Below are 14,489 nucleotides of genomic sequence, written 5' to 3' on the forward strand. Positions count from 1 at the left end.
TTATTGACTCAAACGCACAGAAAGGGAGGCTTTGCCTCCCTTCTTTGTTGCACCGCATAAAGAAACTAAATATTATTTGCTGATTGAGGCTGACTCATACGCCTACCCAATTTTGAATCGTTAAGGGATTTACTGTGAAAAAACTGATTAGCTTAGTTTTGTTCGCAATGCTTGCGGCTCCAGCTGCCTTTGCACAAGACCGTTATATTGCTGACAAACTATTTACTTATATGCATTCTGGCCCAAACAACACATTCCGTATCATCGGTAGTGTTGATGCTGGTGAAAAGATTACATTCCTACAAACTAACAAGAGTACGGGTTACACCCAAATTCAGGACAACCGTGGCCGTAAAGGTTGGGTTGAAAGCAAGTTTGTAAGCACTCAAGAAAGCATGGCACTGCGTATGCCTAAGCTAGAGAAAGAGCTGACGGAAGTTAAAGGTAAGCTAGCGAATGCTCGTCAGAGTGCTGACAGTGAAAAAGCAGGCCTAGCAAGCTCTCTAGATTCTCGTAACAAGCAGATTGCTGAACTAGAACAGAACTACAGTGAAATTAGCCAACAGCTAACGAGCTCTCAAACAGAGAACCGTGAACTGCGCGCTAAGCTAGACACTCAGAAAGACGACCTGCTATTGAAGTACTTCATGTACGGTGGTGGTGTTGCGGGTATTGGTCTACTTCTAGGCCTTGTTCTGCCACACATCATGCCTCGTCGTAGAAAATCACCAAACGGTTGGGCGTAGACTTAACGCTTGTATCAGGTACAGTAAATTCAGTATCGAATATCAAAAAGGAGCACCAAGGTGCTCCTTTTTATTTGTCTGTTATCTAGATACCTTTAGAGCTCGCTAGCCTTTCCACTCGTACAGAGCTGGGATTTCTATCTTCTGCTGATTGAACTCTATGATCACCGATTGTGGCTTAATCTCCAGTAATTGAATGTCTTGTCCAATCCAATCTCCTTGCGCCACTTCTTGACCGTTCACTTTTACCCAACGCTTGGTTTCGCTACTCGAGTACATATGGGTTTGTAGGTCTAACTTAGGTAATACCCCAGATAAGCTATTGGTGTGCGTTTCCAACTCAATGACCTGAGACCCTACCTGTCCTGCTGGACGCGAGTCCATCGGCTCAGGAGCGCTTTGTTGCTCACCCATGATTGATTCAAGTTTCAATGCTAAATCAGGTGGCAACTCACTGAGGTCTAGCCCTTGCAGCAGGTCACTGTCCGATTGTAAGTCACTATTTGCTTGCTGATCAGTGCTTGATTGCCGATCAGTCGTTTCATCGCTCGCGCCTGGCTGAACGGTTGGTTGAACAGGTGACGACTCAGAACTCGCTGTCATTTGAGTGTTGTTATCAGCATTCGCGAAGATCACCGCTGAGCCACCAGCGGTGTTTGCACGATTAGCGCCTGAATCAATCTGTACATACATCTCTTGGCGTGGCAGTGCTTTCAACGGTTGGCTCGCCGGTGCAGGACGAACGGCGAACAACGCATCTTCTTCCTCAGACACGGCATCCATGCTTGCTATATCAGCATCCGCAATTTCAAGATCAACGTTTGATTGAGTCGTTGATTCTGGCAGAGATACATTGGCAGCTTTGTTCACGGCTTCTTGTTGTTGGCTATACGATTGATAAGCTAGAACGCCACCCACCAACAAAGAAGGAACCAAGATTAAGAGCAATCCCATCGCTAATGATGAACCTCGTTTGTTGCTCATCCCTTTTGCTGAATTAGGAACATGATGATTCTGGTAGCCTTTGAAGCTTGGTTTGCTAAGAAAGTGCTGATTAATAGAAGACGGCTTGTGAGACGGCTGTTTAAGTTCGTGCATAATACGTGACATTAGCTTTCGCCCCCTTCTAGTGACATCAGCTTAGGCGAATCGAGTTGAGCTAATCTCTGCAATCTTGCCAAGGTGCGCTTACCTGCAATGCCATCAACCGACATACCCTGCCACGTTTGAAATGCTTCGATTTTCATTTTTAACTCATAATCAAATACATCACTACCGGAAACAACCTCTCCTAATACTTCAGAAAGCAGTAGATCAAGCAAGGCAACCGCTTCACCTTGATAGCCTTCTTTGAGTGTCTCTCGCAGCGGCTGCTTCCAAATAGCGACATAATCGCCTTGCCAGATTTGCTCTAAGGATTGCTTCGGCATCACTAACAGCTTTTCATTCACCAGTAACTCGACAGCATCCTCAGACACACCATATAGCACAGCAAACACTGGCTTTTGGTCTATATCGAGATTAAGTACCACAGGAACACCAAGTTCTAACAAGGTATCCAAACTGGCCTGCTGCTGCTCACACACAAAAACACTTTGTGGCTCACTTAAGCACAATCCATCACGCAGTGAAGATTGATATCCCCACAGCGTATACAAGTCTTTGATAGCGAGAGAACGATTGGTCCCCTGCATCAAATGTTGTTGAATGTGTTGTGGCAATTCAAACTTGGCAGGTTTTGGCTCAGCAACCAACTTAGGAACATCTGATACCAAAGAACGCTGAGTACGTGCTAACACTTCCGTCTTTGCTTCATTTGATGCATCCGTAGGCAACCAAGCATTGATATAGCTTGGAGCGAAGTTAAAGGTCGCTATTGCAAGACCAACGCTTAACGTCGCAATCCCTGCGTATTGGAATAACTTAGGCGCGACACGAGAAGTTAGAGCTTTCTCGACGTGATACACATCGGCCTGAAAGGACATAACCTGCTGACACGCTCGGTTAACCGTTTCATTGCTCGGTAGCTGCTCACCGTCATGAAAAGCCAACTGCAGTGCTTTATCACACACCAAGTTAATGAGCCTTGGAATACCATGCGTATATTGAGCAATCAGCTTGATAGAACGGTTCGAAAACAACATCTGCTCGCCACCCGCCGTCTCCAAACGAAACGCGATGTACTTGCCCGTTTCTTCGGTATTAAGAGGCAGTAAGTGATAACGACCAGTAATGCGCTGTGCTAGCTGACGTAGCTGCGTGGTTTGTAAGTGCTGTTGTAATTCCGGCTGGCCGACCAACAGTACTTTTAACAGCTTACGATTGTCGGTTTCCAAGTTTGTTAGAAGGCGTAACTGCTCCAACACATCGGCAGCGAGGTGTTGGGCTTCATCGATCACCAATAGGGTTTGAATGCCTTCGGCATGGCTATCAAGTAGAAAATAATGAATAGCCTGACTGAGCTGTTTCAACGATGCTTGTTCTGGGTACTCGACCTCAAACTCATCGCAGATAGCTTCTAGTAAATCCGTATTTGAAAACGTAGGGTTAAGTATAAGGCCAGCCTGAGTATGACTATCCAATGAAGACAACATCGCCTTAGCGACCGTTGTTTTCCCTGTACCAACCTCACCAGTAAGCATCGCAAAGCCCCCACCCTCGCCTAAACCGGCTTGTAGGTTCTGCATCGCTTCTTGATGGCGCTGACTCAAAAACAAGTAGCGAGAATTTGGTACAATCGAAAATGGCATCTCAACGAAGCCAAAATATTCCTTATACATGTGCTGCCCTATAATTACGATTAATGGAAAGTACCATTGCTTGCAGTAAAGTCCAGCAGTGATAAAACATTTCGAGGTGATAAGTTGCAAATTTACGATAGCCTACCAAAAGACAACGGGCTACAACGCTATCTAGTCGGTGGAGCAGTGCGCGATAAGCTGCTCAATATTGATAGTTATGATAGAGATTGGGTCGTGGTAGGGAGTACCCCTCAAGAGATGGAAAACCTTGGCTTTACTGCTGTGGGAAAAGATTTCCCGGTATTCTTGCACCCAAAAACCAAAGAAGAGCACGCACTGGCTCGCACTGAGAGAAAATCAGGCTCTGGTTACACAGGCTTCGAATGTTACTTCGCGCCAGACGTGAGTTTGGAAGAAGACCTGATGCGTCGAGATCTGACCATCAACGCTATAGCTCAAGATGATAAAGGCCAACTTCACGATCCTTATCATGGCCAGAAAGATCTCTCGGATCGTATCTTAAGACACGTTTCAGACGCTTTTGTTGAAGACCCTCTTCGTGTACTGCGTGTGGCTCGCTTCGCCGCCAAGCTTCACCATCTTAACTTCACGGTTGCACCTGAAACCATGGATATGATGAGTGAGATCGTCCAATCTGGTGAACTGGCACACCTTACTGCAGAGCGAGTTTGGCAAGAGTGGCATAAGTCTCTTAGTACACCGCACCCTGAAGTGTTCCTCTCTGTATTGAAAGAGTGTGGTGCATTGGCAGTCGTATTACCTGAGATTGACGCTCTATTTGGCGTCCCTCAACCTGAAAAATGGCACCCTGAAATCGACACGGGTATTCACACTCTGATGGTTGCTCAGCAAGCCGCACTATTAAGCCCATCGCTACCGGTACGCTTTGCAGCTCAAGTGCATGACTTAGGTAAAGGCGTCACACCACAAGCTGAATGGCCAAGCCATAAAATGCACTGCCACACAGGTGTTAAGATAATCAAGAAACTGTGTGAGCGAGTGAGAGTGCCCAATGAGTTCAGAGACCTTGCGTTGTTAGTGTGCGAGCAACATTCTAATATCCACCGCGCAGGCGAGCTCAAACCAACCACCTTTCTCAAGGTTCTCAACAAGTTCGATGTTTGGCGTAAGCCAGATAGGTTCGACGATATACTACTTTGCTGCCAGGCCGACCACGCAGGCCGAAAAGGATTAGAAGATCAGCCTTATCCTCAAAAAGCGCGCTTTGAAGTCGCCTACCAAGCGGCGCTTCAAGTCGAAGTAAAAGCGATCATTATCGATGGTTTTAAAGGCAAAGATATTCGAGAAGAACAAGAGAAACGCAGAGCCATCGCAATTGAAAACGCCCTATCAGAACTCGCTAGCAGTTAATCGTCGCCGCTCTACCTAAAACGTATAAAAAGCCCGCAGTTAAGCGGGCCTTTTGTTTCAATTCTTACAGCGAGACCGTTGCCTGTGTCTGTTACTGCATCATTAAGAAAGCAAACAGACCACAACCTAGAATCAGGCGGTAGATAACGAACGGTGTCATGCCCATACGAGAGATAAGCTTCAAGAAGAAGTGGATACAGATGTAAGCACTGATGAAAGACACCGCAACGCCCGTTAGCAAAGTGCCAACATGGATTGGATCACCGCTTGTCACCAACTTAAGACCTAAATAACCACCAGCCAGAGTGATGATTGGGATAGACATCAAGAAAGAGAATCGAGCCGCCGCTTCACGTGTGAAACCAAGGTAAAGCGCCGCGGTAATGGTTGCGCCAGAACGAGACGTGCCCGGAATGATCGCCATTGCTTGAGCAAGACCAATAAATAACGCCTTTTTCCAACCCGCTTGGTATTCGTCATCACGCAGGCTTGAGTTCTTATCCACCCACCATAACAATAGACCAAAGATAATCGTTGTCGTCGCGATCACCCACGCACTGCGTAAGTAAAGCTCAACAATATCTTTCATCAACAAGCCAAAGATACACGCAGGAATCGTCGCGAGAATGATCATCCACGCTAACTTCGCTTCTTTACTACGATCGCCTTTAAACACTGAACCAAAGAATGCGCTCAACAGAGAGACCACTTCTTTACGGAAATAGATCACTACCGCGGCCAAAGTACCGACATGGACAGCAACATCAAAAGCCAAACCTTGATCTTCCCAACCTAAAACAGCAGAAGGAAGGATTAAGTGTGCAGAACTGGAAATAGGTAAAAACTCAGTAAAGCCTTGCACCAACGCCAACATAAACGCTTCAAAATAACTCATTACTTACCTTAAAAATTATAGTTTTATCTCTACGACAGAGAGCGAGTCTAATTGCTGCATCTTCTGCCATATTTCACTGACGGTTCTTCCGTCTTGCGGGATCACTCTCGCAGGACAAAGATCATAAAGAGGTTGTGTTACAAAAGGATATTTGTAGATATCACTGCGTGGTAATTCTGGTTCGCGCTCAGAAACCACCTCTCCAAACAGCACAATATCAAGATCGAGTTTTCGATCTTGAAGTTTGTGCGCATCTTGAGAGCGACCCCATTTAAACTCAATTTTACGCAGCTGCTGTGAAAATTCAGTCAATGAGAGTGACGTGTCGAGCTCTATCACAAAGTTATAAAACGGATGGCTATTAAAACCCACGGGCTCACAGTGATAGATTTTAGAGCATTTAAGGTTAGTCCCTAACGATTGAAGCTCTGTCCATGCCACCCTTGCATGCTTGTCGCGGTCTATGTTCGTGCCAACACCAACATAGGCTACTGTCATGCTCGGCCTCGTTCGATGATCACGCCAACAGCTTTTGCTTGTGGTACTGCGCCCGGTTTAGCCAAGCGGATTTTTATCCAAGGCACAGAGAATTGAGTCATGATCAATTCAGCGACTTCTTCAGCCACACGCTCCACTAGCAGGAATCGGCCATTCGCAATGTGGTCAAGCACGGCAGTACTCACAGTCGAGTAATCCAAAGCATCAACCACATCATCACTCTTACCTGCAGGGCGGTTGTCATGAGCCATTTCAATATCAAGCACAAGTTTTTGTTTAATCTCTTGTTCCCAATCGTAAACACCGATCGTTGTAATTACTTCTAGCTGTTCAATGAAAACTTTATCCAGTGCCATGACTTGTCCTTTTAGAGGTCGGATACCCATATTGGGGAAAAAAACGTATTATTTGCGTAATTCGAGATATGATATCAATTACTCTTGGATTGAGCATTATTTTCCCATCGTTAGGCGTATAACCGTTAAAGGACAGACATGACCCCATTGGCACTTATCATGATCATTGCTGCCTATTTGCTAGGTTCAATCTCTAGTGCGGTCTTGATATGCCGAGTCTTAATACTTCCCGATCCAAGAACGGTAGGCTCCAATAACCCGGGCGCCACCAATGTACTGCGTGTTGGCGGTAAAGGCGCAGCTGCTGCCGTCCTCCTATGTGACATGCTGAAAGGCACTATCCCTGTCTGGCTTGGCTACTACCTCAAGATCGACCCAATCATTCTTGGGGTTGTGGCAATTGCGGCGTGTCTTGGCCATATGTATCCGATCTTCTTCCACTTCAAAGGTGGTAAAGGCGTGGCAACCGCACTTGGCGCTATCGCCCCAATAGGATTCGATCTAACCGGAATGATCATGGCGACTTGGTTAGTGGTCGCGTTTTTGTTTCGTTACTCTTCTTTAGCGGCACTGGTTACTGTGCTACTTGCCCCTTTCTACGCTTGGTTAGTCAAACCTCAATACACATTGCCAGTAGCCATGCTGTGCTGTTTGATCGTGTTACGTCACCACCAGAATATCCGCCGCCTACTCGATGGCAGCGAACCAAAACTCGGACAAAAAAAATCGGCTTAAACTGTCACGTCTAAGCCGAACCATAATATTCAGTATTTAAAGCTTATAGCAGATGTTTATCTAAAAACGTCTTCAGCATTGTGTTCACAAACTCTGGTTGCTCTAACGAGCTAATATGACCTGCGCCAGGAATCACCACTAATTCACTGCCCGTAATGCAATCGTGCATTAGGTATGACTCAAGTACCGGACGTGGTTTATCTTCTTGTCCTACAGCAATCAAAACAGGCAGAGCAAAGTTCTCTACCGATTCAATCATGTCACGACGTCCAAACACCATTCGACCAATTCGTGCCACTTCTTCAGCGTTGTCACCCTCAAGAGCAGATAACTGCTGAGTAAACCCTTCCACTAAAGTTGGCGTGTTGGTTTGAGCATCATTAGCGAAGAACAGTGGAACAACCGCTTCAACAATTGGCTGAGGAACCGTCTTGGTTTGAGTGATGGTATCTAACATGCTGAAGTACTTAGCGTGAGCAACCTCTGGTTCTAAACCCAAAAAAGTATCCATTAGAACCAAAGACTTAATACGTGCAGGTGCAAGTTCCGCTAACTCTGTTCCCCACATACCGCCAACCGATAAGCCAACCACTGAGAATTCTTCGATCTCTAAATGATCAAGCAGAGCCAAAACGTGCTGAGCGTAATCTTTCAAGTTACGCATCGAAGCGGGTGCAGCTTGAGACTCACCGTGAGACCAAAGCTCTGGAGCAATACAGCGATACTGAGTTTTTAACGCTTCGATCTGCGGCTTCCACATTGCACTATCCCAAAGGTAGCTGTGGCCGAGTACAACAACAGGGCCTTGACCTTCATCTAGGTACGCCATCGATTGATTGTCTACTGTGAACTTGTTCATTTTCTTCCCTAATCTCTATCAGCAATTATTTATCGACATACGGTCGGTAAGCTAGGATATAAAAACGGCCGCACAAGGCGACCGTTTATCGAAACACTATAGTCAATTACGCAATTGGCTCTAGCTGGTCAATAGGCCAACGCGGTGTGGCATGAACAGACAAATCAGCCGTTTCGCCATTCTTCAGGCGCTGCATGCCCGCATAAGCGATCATCGCACCATTATCTGTACAGAACTCAGTGCGTGGGTAGTACACCTCACCACCGACTTTCTTAGCAAGCGCCTCAAGCTCAACGCGCAGTTGTTTGTTGGCACTTACACCGCCAGCAATAACTATACGTTTCATGCCCGTTTCAACCAAGGCACGCTTACACTTGATTACTAAGGTTGCACAAACGGCTTCTTGAAACGCGTAAGCAATATCAGCACGAGTCTGGTCATCATTATCGTTATCACGAATGGTATTCGCTGCGAACGTCTTCAGACCAGAAAAGCTCATATCTAAACCCGGACGATCGGTCATTGGACGCGGGAACTTAAAACGACCCGGAGTGCCTTTTTCCGCCAAACGAGATAACAGTGGACCACCAGGGTAATCTAAGCCCATCAGTTTCGCGGTTTTATCAAACGCTTCACCCGCTGCATCATCAATCGATTCACCAAGGATTCGGTATTCACCAATACCTTTCACTTCTACCATCATGGTATGGCCGCCAGAAACCAGCAGAGCCACAAATGGGAATGGTGGTGGGTTATCTTCTAGCATTGGCGCAAGAAGGTGACCTTCCATATGGTGAACAGGCACTGCAGGCACTCCCCACGCATAAGCAATACTGCGACCAATCGTTGCACCAACCAGCAGTGCACCCACTAAACCAGGGCCAGCCGTGTAAGCCACACCATCAATGTCTTTCGACGTTAGGTTCGCTTCTGCTAATGCCGCTTTAATAAGAGGAATTGTTTTTTTCACGTGGTCACGTGAAGCTAGCTCAGGTACCACACCACCGTAATCGGCGTGCAGCTTTACTTGGCTATATAATTGATGAGAAAGCAGCCCTTGCTCATCATCATAAATCGCGATTCCTGTTTCATCACAAGAGGTTTCAATACCAATAATGCGCATAATTTTCTCGGCACGCTTTCGTCTAAAATGGGAAATTAGCGCAATATTACCCTGCCTAAGCTCTTCAAACAAATATTGTACAGACTATAATCGACAAAGTGCTTTACAAAGCCACTGTGATCGGATTAAAATTCCGCACCATTTTTGATCAAGCTGGTTAATGGCCAAACGCGAATAGAGAGTTAGCTCGATGGGTAACTTCTCTGATTTGGTACTGAGTAGCCAGCGATAATGAATAACCCCTGAGGTGAAAGGCATATGCCAATAGTTAAAGTACGTGAAAACGAACCGTTCGACGTTGCACTACGTCGTTTCAAGCGCTCTTGTGAAAAAGCAGGTATCCTTTCTGAAGTTCGCCGTCGCGAGCACTACGAAAAGCCAACTACAGTTCGCAAACGCGCTAAAGCAGCAGCTCAAAAGCGTCACGCTAAGAAGCTAGCTCGCGAAAACGCACGTCGCGTTCGCCTGTACTAATAACTTAATCCATAAGGACTGAGTTATGGCTCTTATTGAACAACTCAAAGAAGAGCAAAAATTAGCGATGAAAGCCAAGGACAAACCGCGCCTTGGCACTATCCGCTTAGCTCTTTCAGCAATTAAGCAACGTGAAGTTGACGAACGGATCACTCTGAACGACGACGACATTCTTGCTGTATTAGTTAAAATGGTTAAGCAACGTCGCGATTCTGTTGCTCAATATGAATCAGCAAATCGTCAAGATCTTGCTGACGTGGAAAAAGCAGAAATTACGGTACTTGAAGGCTTTATGCCTCAACCGCTAAGTGATGAAGAAGTTATTGCACTACTTGATAGCGCAATCGCCGAAGCTCAACCAGCGGGCATGCAAGACATGGGTAAAGTAATGGCTATCTTGAAACCACAAATTCAAGGGCGTGCAGATATGGGTAAAGTTAGTGGTTTAGTTCGTTCTAAACTCGCTTAATCCCAAATCAAATTGCAACAAGCCGTGCAATCCTTCGGAACGCACGGCTTGTTTGTATCTGTAACCTATTCAAACTATTATTATCCACACTCTCAGTTAGTGCATTTTTCTAAGGTTTTATGGCAGGACACATCCCGCGTAGTTTCATCGATGATCTCCTAGCGCGTCTCGACATTGTCGACATTGTGGACGCACGCGTGAAACTTAAGAAAAAAGGCAAAAACTATGGTGCTTGTTGCCCATTCCACAACGAAAAGACCCCTTCTTTTAGCGTAAGCCAAGAAAAACAGTTTTATCACTGCTTTGGTTGTGGCGTACACGGTAATGCTATCGACTTCATTATGGAGTTCGAACGCCTCGATTTTGTTGAAGCTATTGAAGAGCTAGCCTCTTTCTTAGGCCTCGACGTTCCTAGAGAACAGCGCAGCGGCGAGATATCAACAGCACCAAGAGCCAACAGCGAACAAAAACGTAACCTCTACGATTTGATGGGCGGCATCAGTAATTTTTACCGCTCTCAACTGAAAATATCAGCCAACAAACCTGCGATTGATTACCTAAAGAATCGTGGCCTTTCGGGCGAGATCGTCCAGAAGTTTGGTATTGGTTATGTGGCCGATGAGTGGGACTTAGTTCGTAAGAACTTTGGCCAACAGAAAGAAGCCCAAGACATGCTCGTGACTGGCGGCATGCTAATTGAGAACGATAAAGGTAACCGATACGACCGATTCCGTGGACGCGTAATGTTCCCAATTCGTGATCGTCGTGGCCGTGTGATTGGTTTTGGTGGTCGTGTATTAGAAGACGGCACACCAAAATACCTCAACTCACCAGAAACGCCTATCTTCCATAAAGGTAAAGAGCTTTACGGCCTTTATGAAGTGCTGCAAGCCTACCGTGAACCGCCGCAAATACTTGTGGTTGAAGGTTACATGGATGTCGTGGCACTCGCGCAATATGGTGTCGATTACTCAGTAGCATCACTGGGCACCTCGACAACCGGCGACCATGTTCAAATGTTGTTCCGTCAAACCAGCACAGTGGTTTGTTGTTACGATGGTGACCGAGCAGGTAAAGAAGCCGCGTGGCGCGCACTAGAAAATGCCCTTGAGTACCTGAAAACCGGTAACACACTCAAGTTTCTATTCTTGCCCGACGGTGAAGACCCAGACAGCTATATAAGAGAACACGGCAAAGCCGCTTTCGAACAGCTTGTTCAAAATGCGACACCGCTTTCGACCTATTTGTTCGATAACCTGATTGAAATACACAAGTTAAACTTGGGAACAACCGAAGGGAAATCGGCACTGCGCGCACACGCTAGCGCATTGATTAACAAAATCCCTGACAGTTACTTCCAAGAGTTGCTCGAAAAATTGCTCGATGAGCGCACTGGATTTGATAACCAATTGAGGCGAGCGCGTGTTCATACACAGAACCCGATACCTCAACCGCATAAAGAGCTGAAACGCACTCCAATGCGTGAAGTTATCGCTTTGCTTATCCAAAATCCGAGCTATGCTGATATGGTACCGGATTTATCAAGTGTCAAAGGCTTACAGTTGCCCGGACTAAGTTTATTCGTCGAAGTACTTGATAAATGCCACGAGCATCCCCATATCAACACAGGCCAATTATTAGAGCATTGGCGACACAATAAACATGAGGCTCTTCTGTCTCGTCTCGCGAGCTGGGAAATCCCCCTCGACGAAGACAATCAAGAAGACATATTTTTAGACTCATTGGACAATATACTTGCCCAGTGCGTTGAAAAACAAATTGAAAACCTGCAGGCCAAAGCAAGAAGCGTCGGTTTATCAGCCGAAGAAAAAAGGGAGCTACTAGCTTTAATGCTAGATCTAAAAGCGTAACCCTGTTTGATTAGTCAGCATTTAATAAATTTGTTAACATAATTGGTTTGCATTTGAAAATGCAACGTCCTTCACCAGACCTGAAGTTGGATATCATCTATGGATCAAAATCCGCAGTCACAGCTAAAATTACTTGTTATTAAAGGCAAGGAACAAGGCTATCTGACCTACGCCGAAGTAAACGACCACCTACCTGCAGAAATCGTGGATTCTGAACAGGTAGAAGACATCATTCAAATGATCAACGACATGGGTATCAAGGTAGTTGAAACTGCACCTGATGCTGATGATCTAGCACTTAATGATGACGATGCCAATATAGATGAAGATGCAGCCGAAGCTGCAGCTGCTGCGCTTTCAAGCGTAGAAAGCGAGATTGGCCGTACTACTGACCCAGTTCGTATGTACATGCGTGAAATGGGTACGGTTGAACTACTGACTCGTGAAGGCGAAATCGACATTGCGAAACGTATTGAAGATGGTATCAATACAGTTCAACTATCGGTTGCTGAGTACCCAGGCACTATTCCATACATCTTGGAACAGTTTGACCGCGTACAAGCAGAAGAGATTCGCTTAACAGACCTAATCAATGGCTTTGTTGACCCAGACGACGATGGCACAGCTGCGCCAACGGCGACTCACATCGGTTCAGAACTTGCTGAAACTGATCTGGAAGACGAAGACAAAGAAGACGCTGAAGACGACGAGGAAGAGGAAGAAGAAGATACAGGTATCGATCCTGAGCTTGCTCTTGAGAAGTTCACAGCGCTTCGTACTAGCTACCAGAACCGTCAGCTAGCGATCAACGAGTACGGCCATGAAAGCCCGAAAGCAACGCTTGCAACGACAATGATGCAAGACGTATTCAAAGAGTTCCGTCTAACACCAAAACAGTTTGATTACCTAGTAAACGAACTGCGTAACTCTATGGATCGCGTACGTACTCAAGAACGCCTAATCATGCGTCAAACGGTTGAGTACGGCAAAATGCCGAAGAAATCTTTCATTGCTCTATTTACTGGCAACGAATCTAGCGAAGCATGGTTGGATGAAGTTCTTGCTTCAGACAAGCCATACGCAGAAAAGATTAAACGTAACGAGCACGACATCCGTCGCTCTATCCAAAAACTGGATATGATCGAACGTGAAACGTCTCTTACTGTTCAAAGCATCAAAGATATCAGCCGTCGCATGTCTATCGGTGAAGCGAAAGCTCGTCGTGCGAAGAAAGAGATGGTTGAAGCGAACTTACGTCTAGTAATCTCGATTGCTAAGAAGTACACAAACCGTGGTCTACAATTCCTGGATCTAATCCAAGAAGGTAACATCGGTCTGATGAAAGCGGTAGATAAGTTTGAATACCGTCGTGGTTACAAGTTCTCTACTTACGCTACTTGGTGGATCCGTCAAGCAATCACTCGTTCGATTGCCGACCAAGCTCGTACTATCCGTATTCCGGTTCACATGATCGAAACGATCAACAAACTAAACCGTATCTCTCGTCAAATGCTACAAGAGATGGGTCGTGAACCACTTCCGGAAGAACTGGCTGAACGCATGCAAATGCCTGAAGACAAGATCCGTAAAGTACTGAAAATCGCTAAAGAGCCAATCTCAATGGAGACACCAATCGGTGACGACGAAGATTCGCACCTAGGTGATTTCATCGAGGATACAACGCTAGAACTACCTCTAGACTCTGCAACGGCAACCAGCCTACGCGGTGCAACTAAAGACGTTCTTGCAGGCCTAACACCTCGTGAAGCTAAAGTACTGCGTATGCGTTTCGGTATCGACATGAACACTGACCACACTCTTGAAGAGGTTGGTAAACAGTTCGACGTAACTCGTGAACGTATCCGTCAGATCGAAGCAAAAGCACTGCGTAAACTTCGTCACCCAAGCCGCTCAGAAACTCTGCGTAGCTTCCTAGACGAGTAATCGCACACTCAAGTGTGGTTAGCTTTTAAGCATAAATAAGAAAAGGTGAGCGTTGGCTCACCTTTTTTTTATCTGTGTGATTTAAGTGGCTAAGATGTAAGCGGAATTGCCCCTTATAGTGTCTAGACACCATTGAACGCTTCCCCTATAATCTATGCCCTACGGCCCCTTAGCTCAGTGGTTAGAGCGCACGACTCATAATCGTTCGGTCCCCAGTTCAAATCTGGGAGGGGCCACCAAATTAGAAAAGCCAGAACAGTTCACGCTGCTCTGGCTTTTTGCTTTTCTGATTCAGTACCAATCACACCCTGCACTTCCGAACCAAAAACGAATCGTCCCGCACACAATTCCAATTGCCTCTCTGTGACTAAACATACTTTTCTTTT

14 protein-coding genes and 1 tRNA gene are annotated in these 14,489 nt (G+C 46.0%); 8 read left to right on the forward strand and 7 right to left on the reverse strand.

All coding sequences use genetic code 11. The features are described 5' to 3' along the window. Nucleotides 1–134: 134 nt before the first annotated feature. The gene (locus tag AB4351_RS13785; RefSeq protein ID WP_017062917.1) at nucleotides 135–746 is read left to right on the forward strand and encodes a TIGR04211 family SH3 domain-containing protein; all 612 of its coding nucleotides are present in this window, start codon (nucleotides 135–137) and stop codon (nucleotides 744–746) included. Nucleotides 747–851: 105 nt separating this feature from the next. On the opposite strand, the gene AB4351_RS13790 is transcribed toward AB4351_RS13785, so the two are convergent. Together AB4351_RS13790 and AB4351_RS13795 are read right to left on the reverse strand one after the other, a co-directional pair. Beyond that, nucleotides 852–1,856: a general secretion pathway protein GspB gene (locus AB4351_RS13790; RefSeq protein ID WP_372126297.1), complete on the reverse strand. Its 1,005-nt coding sequence runs from the start codon at nucleotides 1,854–1,856 to the stop codon at nucleotides 852–854. Continuing rightward, a complete protein-coding gene (locus AB4351_RS13795; RefSeq protein ID WP_372126299.1) occupies nucleotides 1,856–3,526 on the reverse strand; it encodes an AAA family ATPase in 1,671 nt (556 codons plus the stop codon). Before AB4351_RS13795 ends, AB4351_RS13790 begins: the two co-directional genes overlap by 1 nt. 36 nt (nucleotides 3,527–3,562) lie before the next feature. Between AB4351_RS13795 and AB4351_RS13800 the strand changes: the two genes are divergently transcribed. Then, the gene (locus AB4351_RS13800; RefSeq protein ID WP_102321465.1) at nucleotides 3,563–4,879 is read left to right on the forward strand and encodes a multifunctional CCA addition/repair protein; all 1,317 of its coding nucleotides are present in this window, start codon (nucleotides 3,563–3,565) and stop codon (nucleotides 4,877–4,879) included. A 91-nt stretch (nucleotides 4,880–4,970) separates the two neighbouring features. Here the strand turns inward: AB4351_RS13800 and AB4351_RS13805 are convergent, their stop codons facing one another. From AB4351_RS13805 to folB, 3 genes are read right to left on the reverse strand one after another with little or no spacing between them, the layout of a single operon-like run. Next, entirely contained in the window at nucleotides 4,971–5,774 is an 804-nt protein-coding gene (locus tag AB4351_RS13805; protein WP_059021541.1) for an undecaprenyl-diphosphate phosphatase, read from the reverse strand. 15 nt (nucleotides 5,775–5,789) lie between these two features. Further along, nucleotides 5,790–6,272, reverse strand: a complete 483-nt coding sequence (gene folK, locus AB4351_RS13810; RefSeq protein WP_372126300.1) for a 2-amino-4-hydroxy-6-hydroxymethyldihydropteridine diphosphokinase — start codon at nucleotides 6,270–6,272, stop codon at nucleotides 5,790–5,792. Then, nucleotides 6,269–6,628 (reverse strand): dihydroneopterin aldolase, encoded by a 360-nt coding sequence (gene folB, locus AB4351_RS13815; RefSeq protein ID WP_055319014.1) that lies wholly within the window; start codon nucleotides 6,626–6,628, stop codon nucleotides 6,269–6,271. Before folB ends, folK begins: the two co-directional genes overlap by 4 nt. 138 nt (nucleotides 6,629–6,766) lie before the next feature. Between folB and plsY the strand changes: the two genes are divergently transcribed. After that, a complete protein-coding gene (gene plsY, locus AB4351_RS13820) occupies nucleotides 6,767–7,363 on the forward strand; it encodes a glycerol-3-phosphate 1-O-acyltransferase PlsY (protein ID WP_372126302.1) in 597 nt (198 codons plus the stop codon). A 43-nt stretch (nucleotides 7,364–7,406) separates the two neighbouring features. Here plsY and AB4351_RS13825 read toward each other — a convergent pair whose 3' ends face one another. Together AB4351_RS13825 and tsaD are read right to left on the reverse strand one after the other, a co-directional pair. Next, nucleotides 7,407–8,222 carry an alpha/beta fold hydrolase gene (locus tag AB4351_RS13825; RefSeq protein WP_372126304.1) on the reverse strand — a complete coding sequence of 272 codons (816 nt, stop codon included), beginning with the start codon at nucleotides 8,220–8,222 and terminating at the stop codon, nucleotides 7,407–7,409. Between the two features lie 106 nt (nucleotides 8,223–8,328). Continuing rightward, nucleotides 8,329–9,345 carry a tRNA (adenosine(37)-N6)-threonylcarbamoyltransferase complex transferase subunit TsaD gene (gene tsaD, locus AB4351_RS13830; RefSeq protein WP_017061410.1) on the reverse strand — a complete coding sequence of 339 codons (1,017 nt, stop codon included), beginning with the start codon at nucleotides 9,343–9,345 and terminating at the stop codon, nucleotides 8,329–8,331. 258 nt (nucleotides 9,346–9,603) lie between these two features. On the opposite strand from tsaD, the gene rpsU reads away from it, so the two are divergent. The 5 genes from rpsU to AB4351_RS13855 all read left to right on the forward strand — a co-directional run bounded on the left by rpsU (nucleotide 9,604) and on the right by AB4351_RS13855 (nucleotide 14,342). Beyond that, nucleotides 9,604–9,819 carry a 30S ribosomal protein S21 gene (gene rpsU / locus AB4351_RS13835; RefSeq protein WP_004396009.1) on the forward strand — a complete coding sequence of 72 codons (216 nt, stop codon included), beginning with the start codon at nucleotides 9,604–9,606 and terminating at the stop codon, nucleotides 9,817–9,819. Between the two features lie 25 nt (nucleotides 9,820–9,844). Next, nucleotides 9,845–10,288, forward strand: a complete 444-nt coding sequence (locus AB4351_RS13840; protein ID WP_017061409.1) for a GatB/YqeY domain-containing protein — start codon at nucleotides 9,845–9,847, stop codon at nucleotides 10,286–10,288. A 119-nt stretch (nucleotides 10,289–10,407) separates the two neighbouring features. Further along, a complete protein-coding gene (dnaG, locus tag AB4351_RS13845) occupies nucleotides 10,408–12,159 on the forward strand; it encodes a DNA primase (protein ID WP_017071431.1) in 1,752 nt (583 codons plus the stop codon). Nucleotides 12,160–12,258: 99 nt separating this feature from the next. Then, nucleotides 12,259–14,103 carry an RNA polymerase sigma factor RpoD gene (gene rpoD, locus AB4351_RS13850; protein WP_017061407.1) on the forward strand — a complete coding sequence of 615 codons (1,845 nt, stop codon included), beginning with the start codon at nucleotides 12,259–12,261 and terminating at the stop codon, nucleotides 14,101–14,103. 163 nt (nucleotides 14,104–14,266) lie between these two features. Next, a tRNA-Ile gene (locus AB4351_RS13855) sits at nucleotides 14,267–14,342 on the forward strand. Nucleotides 14,343–14,489: the final 147 nt, after the last annotated feature.

Source organism: Vibrio sp. 10N.261.51.F11 (assembly GCF_041471665.1).
GTDB classification, from domain to species: domain Bacteria; phylum Pseudomonadota; class Gammaproteobacteria; order Enterobacterales; family Vibrionaceae; genus Vibrio; species Vibrio crassostreae_C.